The organism is Nissabacter sp. SGAir0207 (assembly GCF_005491205.1).
Classification (GTDB): Bacteria; Pseudomonadota; Gammaproteobacteria; order Enterobacterales; family Enterobacteriaceae; genus Chimaeribacter.
On the sequence record NZ_CP028036.1, the window covers coordinates 191,504 to 215,998 of the forward strand.

General features: G+C 61.6%; 21 protein-coding genes. 6 read left to right on the forward strand and 15 right to left on the reverse strand.

Annotated elements, in window-relative coordinates; translation table 11 throughout:
• Positions 1-13 precede the first annotated feature (13 nt).
• The 5 genes from C1N62_RS18710 to C1N62_RS18730 form a co-directional block, all read right to left on the reverse strand.
• Positions 14-1,102 (reverse strand): acyltransferase family protein, encoded by a 1,089-nt coding sequence (locus C1N62_RS18710; RefSeq protein ID WP_137765221.1) that lies wholly within the window; start codon positions 1,100-1,102, stop codon positions 14-16.
• Between the two features lie 377 nt (positions 1,103-1,479).
• On the reverse strand, positions 1,480-2,946 hold the full coding sequence (locus C1N62_RS18715) for an aspartate aminotransferase family protein (protein ID WP_137765222.1): 1,467 nt from the start codon (positions 2,944-2,946) through the stop codon (positions 1,480-1,482).
• An 18-nt stretch (positions 2,947-2,964) separates the two neighbouring features.
• Complete coding sequence (locus tag C1N62_RS18720; protein WP_137765334.1) at positions 2,965-4,347, reverse strand: diaminobutyrate--2-oxoglutarate transaminase; 1,383 nt, start codon at positions 4,345-4,347, stop codon at positions 2,965-2,967.
• A 643-nt stretch (positions 4,348-4,990) separates the two neighbouring features.
• Positions 4,991-5,536, reverse strand: coding sequence for a YfaZ family outer membrane protein (locus tag C1N62_RS18725; RefSeq protein ID WP_137765223.1), 546 nt, complete (start codon positions 5,534-5,536; stop codon positions 4,991-4,993).
• A 120-nt stretch (positions 5,537-5,656) separates the two neighbouring features.
• Positions 5,657-6,520 (reverse strand): DMT family transporter, encoded by an 864-nt coding sequence (locus tag C1N62_RS18730; RefSeq protein WP_137765224.1) that lies wholly within the window; start codon positions 6,518-6,520, stop codon positions 5,657-5,659.
• Positions 6,521-6,642: 122 nt separating this feature from the next.
• Between C1N62_RS18730 and C1N62_RS18735 the strand changes: the two genes are divergently transcribed.
• The 3 genes from C1N62_RS18735 to C1N62_RS18745 all read left to right on the forward strand — a co-directional run bounded on the left by C1N62_RS18735 (position 6,643) and on the right by C1N62_RS18745 (position 10,480).
• Positions 6,643-8,028 carry a PLP-dependent aminotransferase family protein gene (locus C1N62_RS18735; RefSeq protein ID WP_137765225.1) on the forward strand — a complete coding sequence of 462 codons (1,386 nt, stop codon included), beginning with the start codon at positions 6,643-6,645 and terminating at the stop codon, positions 8,026-8,028.
• Between the two features lie 233 nt (positions 8,029-8,261).
• Positions 8,262-9,470 carry an aldose 1-epimerase family protein gene (locus tag C1N62_RS18740; protein WP_137765226.1) on the forward strand — a complete coding sequence of 403 codons (1,209 nt, stop codon included), beginning with the start codon at positions 8,262-8,264 and terminating at the stop codon, positions 9,468-9,470.
• A gap of 272 nt (positions 9,471-9,742) precedes the next feature.
• Positions 9,743-10,480 (forward strand): MerR family transcriptional regulator, encoded by a 738-nt coding sequence (locus tag C1N62_RS18745; RefSeq protein ID WP_137765227.1) that lies wholly within the window; start codon positions 9,743-9,745, stop codon positions 10,478-10,480.
• Between the two features lie 189 nt (positions 10,481-10,669).
• On the opposite strand, the gene C1N62_RS18750 is transcribed toward C1N62_RS18745, so the two are convergent.
• Positions 10,670-11,632, reverse strand: a complete 963-nt coding sequence (locus C1N62_RS18750; protein WP_137765228.1) for a UV damage endonuclease UvsE — start codon at positions 11,630-11,632, stop codon at positions 10,670-10,672.
• A 188-nt stretch (positions 11,633-11,820) separates the two neighbouring features.
• Between C1N62_RS18750 and C1N62_RS18755 the strand changes: the two genes are divergently transcribed.
• Positions 11,821-13,020 (forward strand): multidrug efflux MFS transporter, encoded by a 1,200-nt coding sequence (locus C1N62_RS18755; RefSeq protein WP_137765229.1) that lies wholly within the window; start codon positions 11,821-11,823, stop codon positions 13,018-13,020.
• Between the two features lie 47 nt (positions 13,021-13,067).
• On the opposite strand, the gene C1N62_RS18760 is transcribed toward C1N62_RS18755, so the two are convergent.
• From C1N62_RS18760 to C1N62_RS18785, 6 genes are all read right to left on the reverse strand, one after another.
• On the reverse strand, positions 13,068-14,462 hold the full coding sequence (locus C1N62_RS18760; RefSeq protein ID WP_137765230.1) for a cytosine permease: 1,395 nt from the start codon (positions 14,460-14,462) through the stop codon (positions 13,068-13,070).
• A 154-nt stretch (positions 14,463-14,616) separates the two neighbouring features.
• Positions 14,617-16,083 carry an aldehyde dehydrogenase gene (locus C1N62_RS18765; protein WP_137765231.1) on the reverse strand — a complete coding sequence of 489 codons (1,467 nt, stop codon included), beginning with the start codon at positions 16,081-16,083 and terminating at the stop codon, positions 14,617-14,619.
• Between the two features lie 8 nt (positions 16,084-16,091).
• Positions 16,092-17,132 carry an LLM class flavin-dependent oxidoreductase gene (locus tag C1N62_RS18770; protein WP_137765232.1) on the reverse strand — a complete coding sequence of 347 codons (1,041 nt, stop codon included), beginning with the start codon at positions 17,130-17,132 and terminating at the stop codon, positions 16,092-16,094.
• A 17-nt stretch (positions 17,133-17,149) separates the two neighbouring features.
• A complete protein-coding gene (locus C1N62_RS18775) occupies positions 17,150-18,079 on the reverse strand; it encodes a flavin reductase family protein (protein ID WP_137765233.1) in 930 nt (309 codons plus the stop codon).
• Positions 18,066-18,911, reverse strand: coding sequence for an alpha/beta fold hydrolase (locus tag C1N62_RS18780; protein ID WP_137765234.1), 846 nt, complete (start codon positions 18,909-18,911; stop codon positions 18,066-18,068). Before C1N62_RS18780 ends, C1N62_RS18775 begins: the two co-directional genes overlap by 14 nt.
• Complete coding sequence (locus C1N62_RS18785; protein ID WP_137765235.1) at positions 18,883-19,485, reverse strand: amino acid synthesis family protein; 603 nt, start codon at positions 19,483-19,485, stop codon at positions 18,883-18,885. The genes C1N62_RS18780 and C1N62_RS18785 overlap by 29 nt, the downstream gene beginning before the upstream one ends.
• A 499-nt stretch (positions 19,486-19,984) precedes the next feature.
• Here C1N62_RS18785 and C1N62_RS18790 point away from each other — a divergent pair, with 499 nt between their 5' ends.
• Together C1N62_RS18790 and C1N62_RS18795 are read left to right on the forward strand one after the other, a co-directional pair.
• Positions 19,985-20,662 carry a GntR family transcriptional regulator gene (locus C1N62_RS18790; protein ID WP_137765236.1) on the forward strand — a complete coding sequence of 226 codons (678 nt, stop codon included), beginning with the start codon at positions 19,985-19,987 and terminating at the stop codon, positions 20,660-20,662.
• Between the two features lie 3 nt (positions 20,663-20,665).
• Entirely contained in the window at positions 20,666-20,956 is a 291-nt protein-coding gene (locus C1N62_RS18795; RefSeq protein WP_137765237.1) for a DUF1330 domain-containing protein, read from the forward strand.
• Between the two features lie 93 nt (positions 20,957-21,049).
• On the opposite strand, the gene C1N62_RS18800 is transcribed toward C1N62_RS18795, so the two are convergent.
• From C1N62_RS18800 to C1N62_RS18810, 3 genes are read right to left on the reverse strand one after another with little or no spacing between them, the layout of a single operon-like run.
• Positions 21,050-22,657, reverse strand: coding sequence for an ABC transporter ATP-binding protein (locus C1N62_RS18800; RefSeq protein WP_137765238.1), 1,608 nt, complete (start codon positions 22,655-22,657; stop codon positions 21,050-21,052).
• A complete protein-coding gene (locus tag C1N62_RS18805; RefSeq protein WP_137765239.1) occupies positions 22,654-23,487 on the reverse strand; it encodes an ABC transporter permease in 834 nt (277 codons plus the stop codon). Before C1N62_RS18805 ends, C1N62_RS18800 begins: the two co-directional genes overlap by 4 nt.
• Entirely contained in the window at positions 23,484-24,485 is a 1,002-nt protein-coding gene (locus tag C1N62_RS18810; RefSeq protein WP_137765240.1) for an ABC transporter permease, read from the reverse strand. Before C1N62_RS18810 ends, C1N62_RS18805 begins: the two co-directional genes overlap by 4 nt.
• Positions 24,486-24,495: the final 10 nt, after the last annotated feature.

A 24,495-nucleotide genomic window follows, 5' to 3' on the forward strand; every position in this document is an offset into this window, starting at 1 on the left:
TTAGTGGGCTGGCTCAGGCCGCCACTTGTCGCGGCGGGCGGGAGGCGGTGTTTACCTCGCTCAAGCCAAACAGGAGACGCAGGAGTTTATAGCGCGTCATCTGGTAACCCAGCGCCACACTCAACAGGCAGGTTGAGGGAATAACAAACAGCATAAAGTAGTAGGGATTATGCGAGCCTCCCACGGTCATCCACATCCATGCCAGCAATAACAGCACCGGCAGATGCACCAGATAGAAAGGCAGGGCGATGCTGGTCAAAAAGGTGACGCCAGCGGAGGCATTCATCTTCAGGTTTTTAAATACGAAGAAGATGCCCAGACAGATTAACAGCGCGCACAATCCCTTTGAAAATTTGCTGACCAAGGCCAGCCCGGCAATATCTGCCTTGAACAGCAGATACCACAGGATATAAATTCCGGCGAACGCCACTGACCATCCCAGCGTAATACGCTTCTCCAGATAATAGAGCACCATGCCGATGAAATAGAAGGGCAGGTAATTAACCATCTGGTTAATTTGCAATAGCGAGAATATCTCATGGCTCCGCTGGAGGGGCGCGGTCAGCGAGTTAAACGCCATGCAGCCATACACCAGACAGGCCATCGCGGGCAGCAGCAGCAACCACGGCAGCGCATTGAGGCGGCGCGCCACGGCGGCAATCGCGTTGCTAAGCGTAACCGGGGCCAGCATCACCAGCAGGCTAATCATCGACAGCGTCACCAGGAACCAAAGGTGCTTATAGCTGAGGTAGTCCGCCCAGTCGCGGTCGGCAAACAGCGCTGACATCTCCAGAGAGATGAGCGGCAAGATAATGGCGATGGAGGCCAGGGTGGGAACAATAATCCGTTTCACGCGGTTTTCCACAAAACGCCCCCGCCCTTTTTTCGTAATCACCAGCGCAGAGAAAAAGCCGGAGATCAGGAAAAAAAGCTCCATACGGAAATAGTGGGTGAAGTCGAGTGCCGCATCCAATTCACGGGCATATCCAAAGCTATATTCAAATCCCCATGCGCCAGTCAATAACATTGAGGCATGGAATGTCGGGCCAAAAAACATAATGATAGATCTTAACAGGTCAAGGCCTATTAGGCGCTCTTTCATCGCAATTACCAAATATTAATCAGGAGGTAATAATTATCTTATGACGAGTTTTTCATTGTCAATCATAAATTGGCAGCGGCCAAATTATGCTAGTTGCTGATTATTCCGTGATGAATTAATAGAAAAAGATAAATTAAGAGCAATCCTAAATAAACGCCGTTGCCAATTGAATTACACAATAAATCTATCGGAATTATTGGAAAGTTTATCGTTGTTTTTAAAAATTTACCTATGCTTCGGCGGTTTAATAAACGATGGTACGAATAAGCGCCATCAGGGGGGCACACTGCGTTTTAGGATTAATGCCAGAGACGTGATGGCAATAAAAAAGCCGATAACCCAAGGGTTATCGGCTTTTATCCGCCAGTGGCCGGAGATTACGCCAGTTGTGCGGCGGTCTTCTCAACCAGTGCCAGCAGCACTTTGATGTCTTCCAGCGTCACGACCGGGTTCAGCAACGTCATTTTCAGGCAGGTAACGCCATCAAATTCTGTTACGCCGACGTTGGCGCGGCCGGAGTCCAGCAGTGCGTCACCGATCTTCTGGTTGAACAGCGCCACGGCAGCATCGCCCTGCGCCGCCAGGTGCTCTGGACGGAAGCGGAACAGCACGCTCGCCAGTTGCGGCTCCATCACCAGCTCGAGAGCCGGCTGCTCAGCCACATACTGCGCCACTTGCTGTGCCAGGGTGACACCGTGGTCGATGATCTCGGCATACTGCGTCTTGCCCAGTGCTTCCAGACCCATCCACAGTTTCAATGCATCGAAACGGCGGGTGGTTTGCAGCGATTTGGAGACCAGATTCGGTACGCCCTGTGCTTCATCGAACTCAGAGTTCAGGTAAGCCGCCTGATAGCGCATCAGCTCGTAGTGGCGTGCCTCTTTCAGCAGGAACGCGCCGCAGCTGATGGTCTGGAAGAACTGCTTGTGGAAGTCCAGGGTAATGGAGTCCGCCAGCTCAAGGCCGTCCAGATAGTCACGGTACTTCTCGGACATCAGCAGCGCGCCGCCCCAGGCCGCATCCACGTGCATCCAGATCTGGTGCTCAGCCGCCAGCGCCGCAATGGCGCGCAGCGGGTCAATGGCACCGGCGTCGGTGGTGCCGGCAGTGGCAACAATCGCCAGCACCTGCTCACCGTTGGCCTTGGCCTGCGCCAGTTTCTCTGCCAGATCGGTCACGTCCATGCGGGCGAAGCGATCGGTTTTCACTAGCGTGACGGACTGGTAACCCAGACCCAGCAGCGCCATGTTCTTCTGCACGGAGAAGTGGGCGTTCTCAGAACAGAACACCTTAATCTTCCGCAGGTCGCCGATCAGACCATCCTGCTGGATGGAGTGACCCTGACGTGCGAAGAAGGCGTCACGCGCCAGCATTAGACCCATCAGGTTGCTCTGGGTGCCGCCGCTGGTGAACACGCCCGCATCGCCAGCCTGATAGCCAACCTGGCCGCGCAGCCACTCAATCAGCTTCATCTCAATGATGGTCGCAGAGGGGCTTTGGTCCCAGGAGTCCATGCTCTGGTTGGTGGCGTTGATCATCACCTCTGCCGCCTGGCTGATCACCAGACTCGGGCAGTGGAGGTGCGCCACGCACTGCGGGTGGTGTACCGACAGGCTGTCTTTCAGGAAGAACTCAATCGCGCGCTCAATGGCGGCCTGGTTGCCCAGGCCCTCCGCATTGAAGTCCAGCGCGATGCGCTCGCGCAGTTCCGCGACGCTCTTCCCTTGATACATCTCTGGCTGTTTCAGCCACTGCACCACCGCCTCGCTACTCTGGGCGATAGCCTGCTGGTATGCCTCAGTGCTTTGCGCGGAGGCCGCCAGAATCGGGTTTGACTTGGACATTAACTCTTTTCGCTCTTATCAGACCGGCTTGATGCCGGCAGCCACCAGGGCGTTTTCAAATTTATCCAGGAAGATCCCCAGCTCTTCATTGCTGATCAGCAGGGACGGCAGCAGGCGCAGCACGCTACCGTGACGGCCGCCGCGCTCCAGAATCAGGCCATTCTCGAAGCATTTCTTCTGCAGAAGTGCCGAAAGCTCGCCATCCGCCGGGTAGCAACCCATGTGGTCTTTCTCTTCGTGCGGCTTGACGATTTCGATGCCGATCATCAGGCCCAGACCACGCACGTGGCCCAGCACCGGATAGCGTTTCTGCATCTCGGCCAGTTGGCCCTTCAGCCACTCGCCCTGCGCAGCCACTTTGTCAGCCACATTGTTGTCTTTCAGGAATTTCAGCGTGGTCAGGCCGGTCGCCATCGCCAGCTGGTTACCACGGAAAGTACCGGTATGGTGGCCCGGTGCCCACGCATCGAACTCTTTCTTAATGCCCAGTACGGCCAGTGGCAGGCCACCGCCGACGGCTTTGGACATCACGATGATGTCCGGCTCAATGCCTGCGTGTTCGAAGGCGAAGAACTTACCGGTACGCGCGAAGCCAGCCTGTACTTCGTCCAGGATCAGCAGGATGCCGTGCTCTTGGGTCACTTTGCGGATGCGTTGCAGCCACTCAACCGGGGCCGGGTTCACGCCGCCTTCACCCTGAACGGCTTCCAGGATAACCGCAGCCGGTTTGCGCACGCCGCTCTCAACGTCGTTGATCAGGTTTTCGAAGTAGTAGGTCAGTGCCTTCACGCCAGCTTCGCCACCGAGGCCCAGCGGGCAGCGGTAGAGGTGCGGGTAAGGCATGAACTGCACTTCCGGCATCATGCCGTTGACCGCTTCTTTCGGCGACAGGTTGCCAGTCACGGACAGCGCGCCGTGGGTCATGCCGTGGTAGCCGCCGGAGAAGCTGATCACGCCAGAACGGCCAGTGTGTTTTTTCGCCAGCTTCAGCGCCGCTTCTACCGCGTCCGCACCGGACGGGCCGCAGAACTGCAGGCAGTACTCTTTGCCTTCGCCCGGCAGCAGGGAGAGCAGGTACTCAGAGAACCCATCCTTCAGCGGCGTGGTCAGATCGAGGGTATGTAACGGCAAGCCGCTGGTAATGACATTTTGGATGCTCTGCAATACGTCAGGGTGGTTGTGGCCCAAAGCCAGCGTGCCCGCCCCTGCCAGGCAGTCAAGGTATTGTTTATTCTCGACATCCGTGATCCAGACGCCCTGCGCCTTGGCAATCGCCAGTGGCAGCTTACGCGGATAACTCCTGACATTTGATTCAAATTCGGCTTGGCGCGCCAAATAAGTTTCATTGTTATTGTCTGATGAATTCGCACCTAAAGTATCAATACGGACTTTATCCGTCATCATATCTCTCCTACAACCAGGGTTATTGGCAACGCCTGATTGGATAATTGAATTAAAAGTAATCACCGGTTTTTAAAGCGCGGCTAATATATGGCTTTTTAGCCCTCACCTCAATGATTAATTTTGTGTAGATTTGTATATGTATTTATCTATAGAGATCAATGCCTTGTTTGTTTATTGACCGCCCCGGTTTTACAGCGGACGTGACAGCGTCACCCCACAGGGCGCAAAACCGGGTTACTGCCGCTCTTCTCAAGGCATTTCGGTGGGTCGGCAAGGGGGAGAAATGGCGCTGGGGGCAGTCCGTGGTCAGGCGTGAATCGGCAAGTTTTGGTAAAAGCTGGACGCCCTTAGCCATAATTCCCAAGCGCGTCTTATTCTCAGTAAGAAATAATGCCGCTGTCTGGGATTGGTCTGGTTGCGTTTATTGTTGGGAAGTCCCTGATGGACGTCTGGATATTTGGCGTTACACCGCAGCGTAATAACCTCTGTGGCATTTAGCGGTAATTTGTTAATTAGCGCCCACGCGTCGGCATCGCGTTGCGAGAAGCAGAGGAAGACTTAAGGGAAAGCCAGCTAAATCAAGGGATAAGGCGGGGAGGGGCAGTGATTCTGGGGCAGCCGTGGCCGCCCCAGCGAGGCATTAGAAACGCACGGAGGCGCCGACGTACGGGCCGTCCACCAGCACGTTGTCTTTGCGGCCGCCCTTGTTGTCCAGTTCGATGTACTGGTAACCAACGCGCACGTTCAGCAGGGAGATCGGCGTGAAGCTCAGACCGCCCGCCGCTTCCTGGTAGCTGTCCAGGTGATCGGAGAAGGCTTCCGGCGCGTAGTAGTACTCGCCATACAGGCCCCACATGTCGTTGAAGGTGTACTGTGCGCCCGCGCCTACTGCCACGGCGAAGCCATCCTTGCCATCTTCTGGGTGAGTGAACAGCGCTTTTGCCGTCGGTGCCACGCGCAGCGGGCCAGCATCGATGTTGTAGCCCAGACCCAGACCATAGGTGCTGCCGTCATGGTCGCTACGCAGCCAGTTGCCCTTCAGGAACAGCCCTGATGTATTGGTGCCGAGGCCCACGTTCAGGTTGGTGTTGTGCTCGCCCACATCCACGCTGCCTTCGATTGCCTGTGCCGCGCCGCTCATCAGCACCAGCCCCATTACGCTTCCAGTCAAAAGTTGCTTAAACATCATCCAGCTCCATATAAAGCAATAAATACATTGGGCAAAAAGGGTAAACAGCCACGCCCCAGCAAACAACTAAATTCAACAACCTTTACGTAATGATATGTTTCCCTAAGGAATTCGTGCTCAGGATGCGTACTTTTTCGCCCCTGCGACGCAAACTACCGCCGCCAGCGTCACCACGAGCATCGCCCCGCTGATGCGCTCATGGAGTAGCAATGCCGCCAGCGCCAGCCCGAAAAAGGGTTGCAACAGCTGCAACTGGCCGACGGCGGCGATCCCACCCTGCGCCAGCCCGTGATACCAGAAGATAAAGCCAATCAACATGCTGAACAGCGACACGTAGAGGAAGCCCAGCCAGGCCGCCGCAGGCACCAGGGTGAAAGTGGCTGGCTGGGTCAGCAGCGCGGCTGGCAGCATAATGGGCAGGGCGGCCAGCAGCGCCCAGCTGATCACCTGCCAGCCGCCCAGCCGACGCGACAACCGTGCGCCCTCGGCATAACCCAGCCCGCACACCACCACGGCCGCCGTCATCAATAGGGTGTCTTGCAGGCCGCCTCCGTGGCTGGTGCTTAGGGCGTAACCGGCGACACAGCCGCCCCCGGCCAGCGAGAAGAGCCAGAAGGCCGCGCGTGGGCGCTCGCCGCCGCGCAGCACTGCAAACAGCGCCGTGCAGAGCGGTAGCAGACCGACGAACACCATTGCATGGGCGGAGGTCAGGTGCTGCAACGCCAGCGCCGTCAGCAGTGGGAAGCCCACCACCACGCCCAGCGCGGTCAGCGCCAGTGGCAGCACATCCTGCCGGTTGGGCAGGGGCTGGCGTCGTCCGGCCAGCAACAGCGCCCCCAGCAGGGCCGCCAGCGTAGCGCGGGCGCAGGTCAAAAACAGTGGGTCAAAGCCCGCCACTGCCGCCCTAGTGGCGGGCAGTGAACCGGCAAAAATCATCACACCCACCATGCCGCTCATCCAGCCACGGGTCTTTCTCTCCATCTCATGCTCTCCTGAAGGGTTGGCTTCCAGTAAAGCACTGGCAACTTATCGCCAGCCAGATACAATCCAGTACACTCTGCCAGAACTGTACTGCCCTCAGTTCCCCTACAGTAAGGATCTTCATGTCGCGCCCCCAGACCCGTATCGCGTTGCTGATGGAGCACATTCGCGCCCAAATCGCTGCCCGTACCCTATTGCCGGGTGCGCGCCTGCCCTCGGTGCGCCAGCAGGCCGGGCTGGCTGGGGTTTCGGTATCAACGGTGGTGGAAGCCTATGAGCGGCTGGCGGCGGAGAACCTGATCGTCTCCCGGCCGGGCGCGGGCTTTTTCGTCAGTGGGCCGGTTGCGCCGCTGGATTTGACGCGTATGGCGGCGGGAGTTGACCGGGCGATCGATCCCCTCTGGATCTCGCGCCAGTCGCTGGACGCGGATGACCGGGTGCTGAAGCCGGGCTGCGGCTGGTTGCCGGAGTCATGGATGTATGAGGAGGGGATGCGGCGCGCCTTGCGTCGGGCAGCGCGAGCCAGCACTCCGCTGCTCACTGATTACGGCACGCCAGCAGGCCACCCCGGCTTGCGCCACTTGCTGTTGCGCCGGATGGCGCTGGCGGGCATCCATGCCACGCCCGCGCAGATCATGCTGACGGAGTCCGGCACGCAGGCGATTGACCTGATCTGTCGCTTCCTGCTCCAGCCGGGGGAGTGCGTATTGGTGGACGACCCCTGCTATTTCAATTTCCATGCCCTGCTACGGGCGCACCGCGTCAAGGTGATTGGCGTGCCCTATACGGCGACCGGCCCCGATCTGGCGGCCTTTGAAGAGGCTCTGCACCTGCACTCGCCGCGCCTCTATATCACCAATGCCGGTATCCAGAACCCGACCGGGGCGACGCTCTCGCCCGCCACTGCCCATCGATTGCTCAAGATGGCAGAGGCCTCAGATTTAGTCATTGTTGAGGATGACATTTTTGCGGATTTCGAGCGGCAGCCCGCGCCGCGGCTGGCGGCCTTCGATGGGCTGTCACGGGTCATCCAGATCGGCAGCTTCTCCAAGAGCATCTCGGCATCCGTGCGCTGTGGGTACATCGCCGCGCGACCCGACTGGATCGACAGCCTGATTGACCTCAAGATCGCCACCAGCTTTGGCGGCGGCGGGCTGGCCGCCGAGATCGTGCTGGCGACGCTGACCGACAGCGGCTACCGGCGGCATATGGAGTCGGTACGCGGGCGGCTGGCGGTGGCGATGCAGGCCACACTAGGGCAATTGGCGCAGGTGGGCATTACCCCGTGGCACACGCCGCACGCGGGCATGTTCCTCTGGTGCCGCCTGCCCGCTGGCGCAGAGGCCACAGCAGTCTCCCACGCCTGCCTTGAGCAGGGGATCATTCTGGCGCCGGGCAACGCCTTCAGCCAATCCGGCACCGCCGGTGACTTCCTACGCTTCAATGTCTCACGCTCTACCGATCCAAAACTCATCACGGTGCTGAAAGGGGTACTGGCGGGAGTGTGAACATCCGGCTTTAGCTGAATCGTTTTTACATTTTTGGCGCACAAAGTGCGTTTACCCCCAAAAAATCGTGCAAGTTAACGCAAATTTTCATCAATCTGTGACCAAACCCACGAATACACCGGCCAACAGGCATGAATCCTTCAGCGGTGATAAGCATCACGTTTTCATTTGTTAGCAATTTGTAAGCTACCTGCCACTTAAGCTAAATCAATTCAGCAACGGGAAGGGAACAGATGAAAAAGGCTTTTCTGGCAGGGATGGTAGCGGCATTGGTCAGCGGGCAGGCCGCGGCGCAGAGCTGGGTGCTGACGGATGCTGAACAGGGCGTGGAGCAGGGCAACTGGCAGGTAAGTAGCGAACAGCTGAAGCTGTCGGGCGCGCGCTTCAGCCTGGAGCAGAAAGTGCTGCATGGCGGTAAGCAGGAGGGCAGCAAGGTGCTGACCCTCACCAGCCCGGACGGCCTGACCATCGCCCTCAGCCCCTCGCGCGGCATGGATCTGTTGCAGGTCAACGGCCACGGCGTGCGCCTCGGCTGGGACTCCCCGGTCAATGAGGTGGTCAACCCGGCCTATATTAACCTTGAGAGCCGCAACGGCCTTGGCTGGCTGGAGGGGTTCAACGAGATGATGGTGCGCTGCGGCTTTGAGTGGACCGGCCACCCGGTAACCAAGGATGGCATGATCTACACGCTGCACGGCAAGGCGGGCAACACCCCGGCCTCAAAAGTTGAGGTGGTGGTGGACGATCAGGCACCCCATGAGATCCGCATCCGTGGCCTGCTGAAAGAGAACACCTTCAAAAAGGCCAATCTGGAGACCTGGACGGAGCTGCGCTATGTGCCGGGCAGTGACAGCTTCACGGTGCATGACGTGCTGACCAACCATGCGGACTACCCGCACGACTACCAGATCATCTACCACAGCAACTTTGGCACGCCGATTCTGGAGAAGGACGCGCGCTTTATCGCCCCGCTGAAATCCGTCTCGCCGTTCAATGATTATGCGAAAAAGGGGCTGGAGGGCTGGAACACCTACAGCGCGCCAACCAAGGACTTCGACGAGATGGTGTTCAATCTGGTGCCGAAGGCAGACAGCAACGGCAAGACGGTGGCCGCCGTGATCAACAGTAAAGGCGACAAAGGGGCGGCGATTGAGTTTGATACGCGCCAACTGCCGCTGCTGACGCTGTGGAAAAACACCGATACCCTGAAACAGGGCTACGTCACCGGCATTGAGCCGGGCACCAACTACGCCTACCCGGTGACCATTGAGAAGGAGCAGGGGCGCGTGAAGCAGTTGCAGCCGGGGCAGAGCACCGAATTTGTGCTGACCTACTCGCTGCTGAAAGACGCAGACGCGGTGCAGAAGGTGGAGGCGCGCGTGAAACAGATTCAGGGCGACGAGCGCGTGGCGGTGGATGAAAAACCGATCGCGGTCGAATAATCTCCGCAGCGCCGATAAAACCGGGCAGCTCGCCGCGCCCGGTTTTTTTTGCCCGTTTGTTAAGCAGTAGGCCAGTTCTCGCTAATGAATACCAAACTATACAAAAAGGCGCGATATTTTTTGTTGTGCGTAATCCGGTAGATAGCGACATCAGCCCGACGATAGGCGCGCTCTTTGTTAAAGAGGTGTTTATTTATTGCGCCCAAAAGCGCATGCTGGGTCTCCATCCCCGGTAACCCGGCGGCCATTTCTTCTCCCCCAGGTTTTCCGTTATGACACTTTATTCGACCGACACTGTATGCAGTGTTACGGGCGTATTGCCCACGACACTACGACGCTGGCGCCGCGCTGGCCTGATAGCCGCCCCTGCCAGCAAGAGCGGCTACACCGGCAGCCAGCTAACCCGTATCCTGACCGTGCAGATCCTGACCCACGCTGGCGACACCCTGCCAGAGGTGCACACCCTGCTGACACAGCCCAATGCCTACCGGCACAGTGGCTGGGCCTGCCGGGAAGAGGAGCTGCTCACGCTCTTGCATCAGGATGATACCCAATTTGATGACCGGCTATGGCAGATGGGCCTGGAGTACAGCAGTGATGCGTTCGTCCACCACTGCCTGCGGCCACTCAATCTCTGGCTGCGTAGCGACTTCCATGTTGGCGCAACCTGCCGACTGACACGCTTCCATGCCGCCATGGTTGACCACGCGGGCCGCATGATGAACAGCGCCTACCGCCGGAAAACCGTGCCGCTGTTTCTGGAGGCGGTGAGCGTCACGGATGCGACCGAGATCTGGCTGGAGGCGATCCGGCTGACCGGGCAGGGGTTCCGGGTGGAGCTGTCGCCAGACGTTTCCGCCTTGCCCGCGACGGCGCTCAAAGAGTATGAGCACCATGTGATGTGGTGCGGCGCGGGCATCAGCCACACCAAACATGCCCATTACCAGCAGCGGCTGGAAGCGGGTGACATGGTAATGCTCTCCGGCCCCGACACCCGTCTGGTCTCCTGACTGCCGCGCGATTGGCGCGGCATCTTGTACAAAGTGTGATCGTTGTACAAATATTGAACCCTCCGCCCCTTTTTCATTGCCCTTCGGCTGCAAGCCGCCTAGGGTGAATGGGCATGGATGACAAAACCCTAAAAGAGCATTCCTTTGGAATTGCCGCCTGGCCCCTCAGGCGGCTTTTTTAATTGGCCCTCAGCGTTTGCCAAACAGGGCATAGGCGTAGAGCCGGTCACGGGCAAGGTTCTTCATCTTCACTTCGCACATGATGTCAAACTGCTCAAAGGAGAGCGCCCAGTCGTTGAGCGCCTTGTTGAAGTAGTAGTCCGAGTGGGCGCGCAGTTTGGTTTTCGGCACGCCGAGGCTGGCCTGATCGGGCAAGCCCTGCTCCGGGATGATTCCCTCCTGGGAGATGGAGTAGTGCAGCACCGGCCGCACGCCGCGCCAGGAGGCGATGACCCGCTCAATGCGCGGATCGTCAGGCGTGATGAACTCCGCCTCCTTCACCCAGTGGTGGTGGATGTCGAGCACAATCGGGCAGAGCGCCTCCGCCTGCAACACGTCGTCCAGCGAGCAGGAGATCTCATCGTTCTCCACGGTCAGCATCCGCTGCGCCTCCGGTGAGAGCCGGGCAAACGCCTCCTTGAACCCCTCAAACCCCTTTTTGCCATTCATATGGATGTTGATTTTGAAATCCTGAAAGGTCTGGCCATAGCCCATCAGCACCGCGCACAGCGCGTGGTACTCAATGTCCTCCAGCGCCCGATCCACCACCTGCGGGTTGTCCGAGGCCATCACCGAGTACTGGCCGGGGTGGAAAGAGAGCCGGATGCCCTTCTCCCGCGCAAACTCTCCGCAGCGGGTGAACAGCGGGTGCAGATCCGGCAAGAAGGTCTGGTAGAGCTGCGTCGCCTCCGGCACGGTGTAGAGCGGCAGCAGGTCACTGCCAATACGCATCATCCGCATCGCCTCTGGCAGCGAGGCGAGCTGCTCAAAGATCAGGTAGAGGTTGGTGAGGTTGGTCTTGGCAAGCCCATAGATCAGCGCCGTGCGCTGCTCGTCATCCAGGCTAAGGAAGCGGGTTCGGGTGGTGGCTTTAAACGGATAAAGCTGCTTGAGTTCTGAGTTAAGGTATTTACACGCAAAGCCTAATTTCATGGTGACTCCTGTTGTTCCGCTTTGCCTAAGCTTAGCAACGAATGGCGAAACTCGCGGCGCAGGGCAGCCGGGCCGGCCTTTTGACGGCGGTGCATGTCGTTGAAACTAACAAAAATCTGCGTGACTCCACCGCGCTTTGCTGAATACTGGCATGACCGCTTCTCTCACAAAGGTCAACACATCCCGTCATGGAATCCTGGAAGGTCAACCTTATCTCTATCTGGCTCGGCTGCTTTTTTACCGGGCTGGCCATCAGCCAAATCCTGCCGTTTTTGCCACTCTATATTGAGCAACTGGGCGTGCACTCGCCGGACGCGCTGCCGGTCTGGTCAGGGCTGACGTTTAGCGTCACCTTTTTGGTTTCGGCGCTGGTGGCGCCGCTGTGGGGCAGTCTGGCCGACCGCAAGGGGCGCAAGCTGATGCTGCTGCGTGCGGCGCTGGGCATGAGCGTGGTGATCTTCCTTCAGGCATTCGTCACCCAGCCGTGGCAACTGCTGCTGTTGCGCGGCCTGATGGGGCTGACTTCCGGCTACATCCCCAATGCGATGGCGCTGGTGGCAACCCAGTCGCCGAAGGATCGCAGCGGCTGGGCGCTGAGCACGGTGGCGACCGGCCAGATCAGCGGCGTGATTGCTGGGCCGCTGCTGGGCGGGATGCTGGCGGATTGGATTGGCCTGCGCGCGGTGTTCCTGTTCACCTCCGGCCTGCTGTTGGTCTGCTTCTTTATTACGCTGTTCCTGATCAAGGAGAGCGGGCACCGCATCGTCAGCAAGCAGGAGCGGCTGAGCGGCAAGGCGATCTTCCGCACGCTGAAAAATCCGGCGCTGGTGGTCAGCCTGTTCTTTACCACGCTGACCATCCAGCTCTCCAACGGCTCCATCAGCCCGATTCTGACGCTGTTCGTGCGGCACCTGGCCCCGGATATCCAGAACATCGCCTTTGTCAGCGGCTTTATCGCCGCGGTGCCGGGGGTTTCGGCGCTCTTCTCCGCGCCGGTGCTGGGCAAGCTTGGCGACCGCATCGGCACCGGGCGGATCCTGGTGGCAACGCTTTCGGTCTCGATCCTGCTGTTTATCGGCATGTCTTTCGTCACCAGCCCGACCCAATTGGCGGTGCTGCGCTTCCTGCTCGGTTTCGCTGATGGCGCGATGATGCCAGCGGTGCAGACGCTGCTGCTGCGCCAAAGCAGTGACCAGACCACCGGGCGGATCTTTGGCTACAACCAATCCTTTATGTATCTGGGGAATGTGGCGGGGCCGCTGCTCGGCTCAATGATCTCGGCAATGGCGGGCTACCGTTGGGTGTTTGTCTGCACGGCGCTGGTGGTGCTGATCAACACGCTGGTATTCGTCAGCATCAGCCGACGGCGGGAACGGCGCGCGGGATAATATTTTTGATGGATGCGGCCCCTGATGGGGCCGCAGTGGTTTCTGGGCTACGCCTGACTGCCGCTGAGCGCCGGCAGGGCGTGGCGGCGGACGCAGAGCGGGTAGGCGATGGCGGTCACCACCAGACTGATTACCCAGGAGATGTCCGCGCCGGGGATCAGCTTCGCGTAGGGGCCGGTGAAGAAGGCGTTCTCCACGAAGGGGATCTGCACCACGATGCCGCCGAAGTAGACCAGCAGCGCCCGCCCGTTCAGCCGACCATAGCGGCCGCCGTCGGCGCTGAAGATGGCGTTGATGTCATAACGCTGCTTGTTGATCAGGTAGAAGTCGAGCAGGTTAATCACGCTCCACGGGATCAGCACCGCAATCAGCGCCAGAATCAGGTTGAAGAAGAAGGCGACGAAATTCTCCGAGGCGGCCAGTGCCACCAGCACCGAGGCGACCAGCACCAGCGTTGAGAACAGGATGCGCACCCGTGCGCCCGGCGTCCAGCTTGGGCGGAAGGTCTGCACGGCGGTGATCAGGGAGAGCACCGCGCCATACAGGTTCATTGAGTTGTGGCAGATGATGTTAATCAGGAACAGCACCATCAGCACCGGCCCCAGCCAGCCGGTGGCCTGCCGCACTGCCGCCATCGCGTCACTGCCATCCGGCACCATGTTGACCGCCACCATGCCGAACACAAAGGCCAGAATGGTGCCGCAACAGGCTCCAAGATAGGTGCAGAGGAAGGGGCGGGCGATGCCGACGCTGGCTGGCAGGTAGCGCGAGTAGTCGGAGGTGTAGGGCGAGAAGCTGATCTGCCACACCGCGCCGATGCAGAAGGTGGCGAACCAACCGGCCAGTGAGAAGCTGCCGCGCTGCCAGAAATCCGCCGGGAAGGGCTGGCCGAGCATCAGCGCCAGCCCGAGTAGCAGCGCCGCGCCCATCACCCAAGCCCCCACCTTGTTGATGCGGTGGATAAAGTGGTAGCCCACCACACCAATCAGGGTGGCGGTGATCGCGCCGACCAGCGTGGCGCTCGGCAGCGGCAGCGCCGGGATGACGTTATTGATCACCTTGCCGGAGAGCGAGATGTTGGAGATAAAGAAGCCGAGGTAGATAACGGTGGTGAAGGCGATCACCAGCAGCGAGCCGTAGCGGCCAAACTGCGCGCGGCTCTGCACCATCTGCGGGATGCCGACCTGCGGCCCCTGCGCGGAGGTGAGCGCCAGAAACAGCCCGCCAAACAGATGGCCAGCGACGATCGCCGTCAGGGCGGAGAGAATGTTCAGGTGGAACGTCTGGGTAGAGATGGCACCGGTCACCACCGCCAGTGGCGCGATGTTGGTGCAGAACCACAGGGTGAACAGGCTGCGCGCCTGCCCGTGGCGTTCAGCGGGCGGGACATAATCCACCGACTTGTTCTCAATCAAGGGGTTCTGCTCTGGCTGACTCTTCATTGTATCCTCCGGCATGACATCAAAAGGGGTCGCGTTGGGGTCGTTTTCCTGAAAAAAGCGCATGGCCATCCGGGCAACATCATGGGTGTTGCCTTGGATACGATCTGGCGTGGTGGTTCCCGGAACCGGCAGGGCAGCCCTGCCGGTGGGTGGCTTACCGCATTACAAAGGGATCATCGATCGGCTCGTCACTGGTGCGCAGCCACACGGTCTTGGTGGTGGTGTACTCCAGCGCGGCATCGATGCCGCCCTCACGGCCAAAGCCCGATTTGCCGTAGCCGCCGAATGGCGCCAGCGGCGAGACGGCACGGTAGGTGTTGAGCCACACCACGCCACAGCGCAGGCGGCGTGTCACACGGTGGGCGCGCGTCAGGTTCTGGGTGAAGACGCCAGCGGCCAGCCCATACTCGGTGGCGTTCGCCAGCGCGATGGCCTCCGCCTCATCGCGGAAGGTCAGCACCGACAGCACCGGGCCAAACAGCTCCTGCACCACGCTCTCCGCCTGTGGCACGGCAGCGCAGTCGAGGATGGTCGGCGGGTAGTAGAAGCCGGGGCGATCGAGGGCGTAGTGGCCGGTCACCAGCCGCGCGCCCTGCTCCAGTGAGCGGTTGACTACCTGCTCAATCAGGTTCTTCTGCCGTTCGGTGCAGAGCGGGCCAAACTGGGTCTCCGGCTGCTGCGGGCAGCCAATCACAATACCGCTCACTTTCTGGGTCAGCTTCTCAATGAACGCCTCTTTGATGCTCTCGGCCACCAGCAGCCGCGAGCCAGCCACGCAGCTCTGCCCGGAGGCGGAGAAGATGGCAGCGACCTGCGCGTTGGCCGCGCTCTCCAGATCGGCATCCTCAAACACGATAAACGGCGACTTGCCGCCCAGCTCCAGCGAGGTGCGCGCCAGGTTCTCCGCGCTGTTGCGGATGATGTGGCGGGCGGTCTCCGCCCCGCCGGTGAAGGCGATGTGGTCAACGTCGGGGTGGGTGGTCAGCACGCTGCCGCACTCGTCGGCAAAACCGGTGATGATGTTACATACCCCCGGCGGGAAGCCCGCCTCATCAATCAGGCGGGCGAAGGCCAGCAGCGGCGCGGGCGCGGCCTCCGAGGCCTTCACCACCACCGTGCAGCCAGCGGCGATGGCCGGGCCAATCTTGACCGCCGACAGGAACAGTTGGCTGTTCCACGGGATGATCGCCGCCACTACGCCGACCGGTTCGCGCTTGATCCAGGTCTCCATGTCCGGCTTGTCGATACTCAGCGTCGTGCCATCCATCTTGTCGGCCAGCCCGGCGTAGAAGCGGTAGTACTCCGCCACATAGCCGACCTGCGCCCGCGTCTCGCGGATGATCTTGCCGGTGTCCAGCGTCTCCAGCCGCGCCAAGTGGTCGGCGTGCTGCTCCACCAGTTCGGCCAGCCGCCACAGCAGCTTGCCGCGCGCGCCGGCGCTCATGGCGCGCCAGCCGTCCGAGTGGAAGGCCCGGCTGGCGGCGGCCACCGCGCGGTTCACCTCGTCGGTGCGCGCCTCGGCCATCTCCGCCCACGGCTCGCCGGTGGCAGGGTTCAGTGAGGCGAAGCGGGCCGCGCCCTCGTCAAAGCGGCCATCAATATAGAGTGCGAACGATTCCATCTCTCCCCCTAGTCACGAAATTCAGGCATAACGTAGCGAATGAAGCGCTCCAGCGATGCCTTTTTCCGTGCAAAGGTCATGCCGCTGTCCAGCCACAGGGAGAACTCCCCATAACCCATCGCCTCATACTGTTTCAGCCGGGTGATCACCTCATTCGGCGTGCCGATTGCCAGGTTTTTGCGCATCATCTCCGGCGTGTAGTAGCGGTTGGCGGCGATCTCCTCGTCGCTCAGGGGCGCGATCAGCCCTTGCTCCACTGGCCGCTCATTCTTGAACCATGCGCCGAAGTAGTTGTAGAAGCGGTTAAGCTCCTCCGCCGCCTGTTGCGCGTCGGCCTCATCTTCCGCCACGTAGCCGTGCTGGAGCAGCATGATCTTCAGCGGCTTCTCGGGCGCGAACTGCTGGCAGGCCGCCTTGAAGCACTCCACCAGCCGCACGATCTCCTCCTCGCCTTGGTGCAGTGGCGTCACCTGCACGTTGCAGCCGTTCTTCACCGCAAACTCATGGCTGTTGGGGTCACGCGCCGCCACCCAGATGGGCGGGTGGGGCTGCTGTTTCGGCAGCGGGGCGGAGGTGGTGGAGGGGAATGACCAGTACTCGCCCTGATGGGCGTAGTCGCCCTCCCACAGTTTTTTCACCGCGGGCACCAGTTCGCGCATCCGCTGGCCAGCGTCCCAGGCGGTAAGGCCCGGCATCAGGCGCTCATATTCATAAGAGTACGCGCCGCGGGCGATGCCCAGCTCCAGCCGGCCGTTGGTTATCACGTCGGTCATCGCCGCCTCGCCCGCCAACCGGATGGGGTGGGTGAAGGGCGCGATGATGGTGCCGGTGCCGAGCCGCACATGCTGGGTGCGGTGGGCGATATCCACCAGATTGATCAGGGGGTTCGGGGCGATGGTGAAGTTCATGCCGTGGTGCTCGCCCGTCCAGATGGCGTGCATCCCGCCCTGATCGGCGATTTCACAGAGCTGCATCATCTCCTCATACAGCTGCTGCTGGGACTCCTCGGGCGAGGTTCTTTCCATATGGAGGAACAGGGACATTTTCATGCGGTTATCCTCGTAGGTTAGCTGGCGAACTGCCTGATTGAGCCGCTTTGCTCATCGCCGTAGTAGATGCCGTAGTTGCCGACCGCGTGCTCGCGCACAAAGCGGTTGAGCAGGGATTTCAGCGCCGAGTCAGAGAGCGGCAGCGCGGCGGCGCGGCTCAGGTCAAACCACTCGCCGCCGCGTGGCGTCGGCAGCGGGTCGGCGGCCTCCGTCGGCATGGCGCACAGGAACACGATGTGCTGGCGGTTCTGCTGGCGGTCGTCATACACCGAGTAGACCACGCCGGGGTTGGCGCAGATGTCGAGATCGGCCAGCAACGCCTTGAGCGTGTCACTGACGCTGTGCTGGCCGACGCGGCGTGACGGCAGCGCCGGGCCGCCGGTGGCCTGATCCACCATCACCGTATGCCCCTGACACTCGATCAGGGCGCTCACCACCACCTCCGGGCCTGCCAGCAGTGATTCAGCGCTGCGGGCCGGGGTGAAGTAGGCACCACGGTAGTAGCCCAGCCCGGCGGTGCCGCAGGAGTCGAATTGCTCCACGCGGCCAATCAAAATGGCGTGGTCGCCCGCATCCACCACTTGGTGCAGCGCGCAGTCAAACCATGCTGAGCTATGGTCAATCAACGGTGCGCCAGAGAGCGCTGGCCGCCAGCCGATCAGCGAGAAGCGATCCTCAATCTTCTGCGCGAAGATATTGGAGGTCTCCTGCTGCTGCTCCGACAGGATGTTGATGGCGAAGTGCGAACAGCCGGTGAAGTTGCTGAGGTTGGCCGAGCGCTTGTCGATGCTCACCAGCAGCAGCGGCGGATCTAGCGACACCGAGGAGAAGGAGTTGGCGGTAAAGCCGATCGGCTGCCCCTGCGGGTCGCGGCTGGTGACCACTGTCACGCCGGTCATAAAGGCGCCGAAGGCGTCACGTAACTGTCTGCGTTTATCTGCGTCCATCTGCCACTCCTTCAGGTGTGGGGAATAAAGAGCGGGAACCCCCCGCCGGGCGGAGGAACATCAGCAGCTCCTCATTGACCCGCTCGGCATCGGTCAGGTTCACCATATGTTTCGCATTCTCGATAATCACGGCGCGCCCGTGCGGGGCGGCCTGCGCCATCTGCCGTGCCATCGCCGGGCTGGAGTTAGCATCGAACTCGCCGGTCATCACCAGCACCGGGCAGCGCATCGCCTGCCAGCGGTCAGCATAGGTGCGGTCGCCGCCAGCAAAGGCACGGTAGGCGCGGGCGTAGCCCTCTACGTCCACCTGTTGCAGCCACTCGCCAACCTGTGCGCGCAGCGTCTGCTCCTCCGGCGTGTCGCTGAACCAGCGTGCCAGCGGTGAGTCGAGGCGGGCGTGGCCGGTCGCCAGCTCCTGCGCCCGTTGCAGCACCGCCTCACGGGCGGCATCATTGCGCTTGAACACGCCGCTGATCACCACCGCGTGGCTGACCAGCGCTGGATAGTCAATCGCCAGCCCGGCGGTGATCAGCGCACCCATCGAGTGACCCGCCACCGCAAAGCACCCCTCCGGCCGCGTCGCCAGCAGGGCGGCCAGCCAGCGCACATAGTCGGGCAGGGTGGCGTCGTGCTGGAAACCCTCGCTCTGGCCGTGGCCCGGCATATCGACGGCAATCACCTTGAACGTGCGGCTCAGCCACTCAATCTGCGGATACCACGCGGCGGCGTTCATGCCGACGCCGTGGATCAGCACCAGCGGCGGGCCGTCACCGGCCTCCAGATAGCTGGCGCGCAGGTTGCATTCAGACAGCAGCAGGGTTTTTCGGATCATGGCCCAATTCCTTCAAATCCAGGTAACGGTTGCCGATGCGGTGGTGCGGACGGCCGCCCAGCGCCGCGCCGAGGGCAATCACAATCTCATCGTTGAACGGCGCGTCGTTGATGTTGAACTGGATGGTCAGGTAGTGCTCGCGGCTGCCTTCGTCGTTCTTGCCCATCATCGGGATCAGGATCGGCGAGTTGGCCGGGCCACGGGTATTGTTGAAGGCGAGGTAACTTTTGCCCTGTACGGCGGAGCGGTAGTGGTTGCCGAAGTGCAGGGTGTGGATCAGCGCCGAGGCGTGCTCCAGTTCGCCATCCAGCCCGACCACCGCGCTCTTGCCAAACGCCTGCACCCGCTCGCCGGAGCCAGCCTCCTTGATGATTAGCCCGGTAAGCAGCTCGCCCAGCACCGGTGCCATCTCACGGATTTTCGGCGCGAGATCTTCCACGAAGCCCTCACCGGCCCACGGGTTCTTCACCACGGCGGCGGCAGCGATCATCACCAGAGGGGAGCCGGCGGCCTTGCCTCCGTCGCTGTAGATCGTCTCAGTAGAGACCACGGTTTTGCGGATAGCTGGATGCATGTCATCACCTCAATTAAGTAAATAAAATGTTAATGTGAAGTCTCAGGTCGGGATATAACATTGGGTCTCATGGTATGTCAAAATGTGGTATACCATCATACGGAATACTTATTGAGCAGCGTGCGAGGCGCGGTTGCTGACAAATAGATGACATTTTTCAAGCACTTTTATGACGTATGAAAGGGGAAGAAAACGCCCTGATGCCTCTGAGCCAATAAGGGCTGGGCAAGAACGGGGCGAGGGAAAGGTGGTTACGCAACTCCCTGATAAGCCTGCTTTAAAAGCGGAACTTCTGGCAGCGGGCGGTAACTGGCAGCACCCTTTTTGGCAATGTTACGAAATTGTGAGCCACCGCTGATTTAGCGAGGGCGGCCGATAGGGCAGGCGAGCCAGCCCTTGAAGGAGGCATTGGGTGACATTGCCTGTCACCCGGCGGGGTGCTAATAGTACCCAAGGCAGGCGTTAACGACGCGTTTTTCACTCTGGCACAAGGATACCCATGGCCCAACACCACACACTTAAAATCGATAACACCCCTATTACCTTGCGTGAGTTGGCGCTGACCAAGGTGCGTCAGGCGATTATCTCCGGCTATTTTGGTGCCGGTGACCGGCTGGTGGAGCGCACCCTCAGTGAAGAGCTGGGCGTCAGCCGCAGCGTGGTCAGGGAGGTGATCCGCTATCTGGAGGCGGAGGGGCTGATTGAGAACGTGCCGAAAAAGGGGCCGATTGTCGCGGTGCTGACCTGGCAGGCCGCCGAGCAGATCTACAACATCCGCCAGTTGCTGGAGCAGGAGGCCGCACAGGATTGCGCCCGGCTGGCGACTGACGCCGACAAGCAGCGGCTGCACCGCAACCTGATGCAGATCGCCCAGGCCTCCAAAGAGCAGGATGACATCAAGCGGGTGGAGGCGTCGCAGGCTTTCTACGAGTCACTGTTTTTGGTGGCGAATCACACCATCGCCTGGGAGATTGTGCAGCGGCTCAACAGCCGCATCAGCCGCCTGCGGGCGCTGACGCTGAAATACCCCGACCGGCAGATCGCTGGCTTTGAGCGCATGTCACGGATCTATGACGCCATCGAGAAGAACGACCCGGCGCTGGCGCGGCAACGGGTCTCCGAACACCTGACCGAGGCCGCCGCGCTGGCGCGCCACATCCTAACCCACGAGGAGTAAACCATGCCTGCCTATTGGATTGCCCATGTCACCGTCAAAGACCCGCAGCAGTACCAGCACTACATGGATCTTGCGCCCCATGCCTTCCGCCAGTACCACGCCCGTTTTCTGGCGCGCGGCGAGCAAGCCGAGACTCTGGAGGGCACCGCCTACACCAAGCATGTGGTCATTGAGTTTGCCGATTACCAAACCGCGCTGGCCTGCTACCACTCTGACGCCTATCAGCAAGCCAAGGCACAGCGCGCCGACGTGGCCGAAGCGATGATCACCATCGTGGATGGGTTGCCAGCCTAAAACAGGGAGTAAACTGGCATAAAAAAAGCACCGTAAAGGTGCTTTTTTAGTACCGCAATAGTGCTGTTAATGTGCTGTTTTAGTATAAATGCGTTACGCCGCGCGGCCGGGCAGGGCGGCGAGCAGTTCGCGCGTCCACGGGTGTTGGGGCCGGTGGAACACCTGATCCACGTCGCCACTCTCCACCGCTTCGCCGTCCCGCATTACCAGTACCCGGTCAGCCAGATGGTGGATCACCCCGAGGTTGTGGGAGATAAACAGCAGCGCGGTCTGGTGTTCTGCCTGCATGTCGGCCAGCAGGTCGAGCACCTGCGCCTGCACCGAGACATCCAGCGCGCTCACCGGCTCATCCGCCACCAGCAGCGCCGGGTTGGGGGCGAAGGCACGGGCGATGGCGACGCGCTGTCGCTGGCCGCCAGACATCTCGCGCGGATAGCGGTGCAAGAACCCGGCGCCCAGCCGTACCTCATCGAGCAACTGCCGCACCCGCTGGTGCCGCGCCGCGCCAAAGATGCCCGCGCTGTCGAGGCTTTCGCCAATGATCTTCTCCACGGTGTAACGGGGGTCGAAGGAGCTGAGCGGATCTTGCGCAATGAACTGGAGCAGATGGCGATGCGGACGCCGCGCCGCCTCCTCCACCCGGCTCCAGGGACGCCCGCCGAGGGTGATAAGGCCACTGTCCGGCTCGGTCAGCCCCAGCACCATGCGGGCCACCGTGGTTTTGCCCGAGCCGGACTCGCCGACGATGCCGAGCGTCTCACCGGCGGCGAGCTGGAAATTGACATTGTGCACCACGTGGCGATCGCCATAGTGCTTGTGCAGGCCCGTCGCGACCAGCAGCGGCGTCGCGGGCGGTGGTCGCCGTGCAGGCAGCGGCTGCGGCTCCGGTGAGGCGAGGCGGAAACCGCGCGTCTCGGGCGTGGGCACCGCCTGCAAAAGTTGCCGCGTCCAGGGGTGGCGCGGCTGGCGCAGCAGCGATGCGGCGTGGCCCTCCTCGACCACCTCGCCGTCACGCATTACCAGCACCCGGTCAGCCAGTTCGCTCACCACCGAGAGGTCATGGCTGATCAACAGCAGTGACTGCCCGGCCTCGCGCCGCCGCCGCAACAGCGCGAGAATTTGCTGTTGCACGGTCATGTCCAGCGCGGTGGTTGGCTCATCGGCGATCAGCAGCGAGGGGCGGCCTGCCAGCGCGGCGGCAATCAGCGCCCGCTGGCGCAACCCGCCAGAGAGCTGGTGGGGATAGAGTGCCAGCCGCCGCTCGCCATCGGGGATACCCGCCTCCGCCAGCAGTTGCAGGCTGCGCGCCGGGATCTCGCGCCGGTCACCCGGTGCCGCGGCACGCAGCGCATCCGCCAGTTGCTGGCCAATGCGCCGCAATGGGTCGAGGGAGACCAGCGCGTCCTGCAACACGTAGCCAATCTCCTTGCCGCGCAGCGCGCGCCACTGGCGCTGGCTGGCGTGGCGGCGATCGTGACCATTGATCAGCAGGCGGTCTGCACTGACGTGGGTGCGCCGGTCATGCAAGCCGAGCAGCGCCCGCGCCGTGACGGTCTTGCCGGAGCCGGACTCCCCCACCAGCGCCACCGATTCGCCGGGGCGGATCTGGAGATCCAACCCCTTGACGGCCACGGCCCGCCCCTGCGCGGCGGCAAATTCAATCCGCAGGTTCTGGATGTCGATCACCAAGGGCGTGCTCATGCTGTTCTCCCTTCAAAACGTGCCTGCCAAACGCGACCAACGCTGTTGACCGCCAACACCGTCAGGGTGATCGCCACCCCCGGCCAGACGCCAACCCACCACGCGTTGCGCAGGTAGTTGCGCCCCTCGGCCAGCATCAGGCCCCACTCCGCCGTGGGCGGTTGCGGCCCCATGCCAAGAAAACTCAGCCCGGCCGCGCCAATGATGGCGGAACCCAGCCCAAGGGTCGCCAGCACCGGCACATGGGCGATGGCGTGCGGCAGCACGTGCCGCCATACCAGCCGTTGCGGCGACAGGCCAAAGGTGCGCGCCTGCTCCACATAGCCGGAGGCGGCAACCACAAAGGTCTGGGCGCGCACCACCCGCGCAAAGCGCGGCACGGAGGCCACGCCGAGCGCAATGATCAGGTTGGGGGTGCCGGGGCCAGTGAAAGCGATCAGCATCAGCGCCAGCAGCAAATCAGGGAAGGCGGAGACCACATCCAACGCCCGGCTGATGAACTCATCCAGCGCGCCGCGCGCCAGCCCGGCCAGCAGCCCAAGCAGGGTGCCCGCCACTACCGCCACCCCCATCGCCGACAGGCTGATCAGCAGCGAGTAACGGCTGCCATAGATGACGCGCGCCAGCACGTCGCGCCCCAGTTGATCCGTGCCGAGCCAGTGGCTGGCCGAAGGTGGTAACTGGGCGTGAAGCGGGTCGGCCGCCAGCGGGTCATAGCTGGCGAGCCAGGCCGGGAACAGCGCCGCCAGCAGCACCAGCGCCAGAAAGGCCAGTGCTGGCAGCAGCCCAAGGGATGGCAGGCGGCGTGACAGCCGCAACGCGTGGCTCATGGCTGCGCCTCCCCAGTCGGGCGCGGCGTGCGCAGGCGTGGGTCAATTAACAGGTAGAGAATATCCACCAGCGTGCTCATCACCACGTAGATAAACGCCGAGAAGATGGCGACGGCCAGCACCACCGGCAGATCTTTGCCCAGTACCGCATCCACTGTCACCTTGCCAAGGCCGGGTCGGCCAAACACCTGTTCGGTGATCACCGCGCCACCCAGCAGCCCGCCTACCAGCCAGCCGGTGAGGGTGACCGCAGGCAGGGCCGCATGGCGCAAGCCGTGGCGCAGGCGGATGGTCAGGTTGCTGACGCCCCAGGCGCGCAGCGTCAGGGCAAAGGGTTCTGCCAGTGCATCTTCCAGCCCGCGCCGCAGCACCTGCGCCACCACGGCCCCCTGCGCCAGCCCCAGTGACAGCGCTGGCAGCACCAGCGCCGCCAGATTGCGGTCACCGGCCACCGGGAACCAGCGTAGGGTAAAGCTGAAAACAAACAGCAGCACGATCCCTAGCCAGAAGGAGGGGGTGGAGGCCAGCAGCAGCTCCAGCGCACCGGCCACCCGACGCCCCAGCGGGCGTCCGGCGGTCAGGGTGGCTACCGTCACGGCAAACAGCAGGCTCACTCCCAGCGCCGCGCCCGTAAGTTTCAGGGTCGGCCACAACTGCGAGAGCAGCAGCGTGCCCACCTCACTGTTCAGCAGGTAGGAGCGGCCGAAGTCGCCATGCAGCACGCGCCACAGGTAGTGCAGGTATTGCAGCCACAACGGCTGGTCCAGCCCCCATTCGGCCCGGATGGCCGCCTCAATCTCCGGCGTGCGCAACTGCTCGCCCACCAGCAGGCTGACGATGTCACCCGGCGCCAGATAGAGGCTGAGGAAGGAGAGGCTCACCGCCGCCCACAGCACCAGCACCCCACTGCCCAGCCGGGCGGCAATCTTTCCCGGCAGGGCGCTGCGCCCGGCACACTTGCGGCGGCGCGGCACACTGACACTGCTCTCAAGGCTCATGATGGACTCC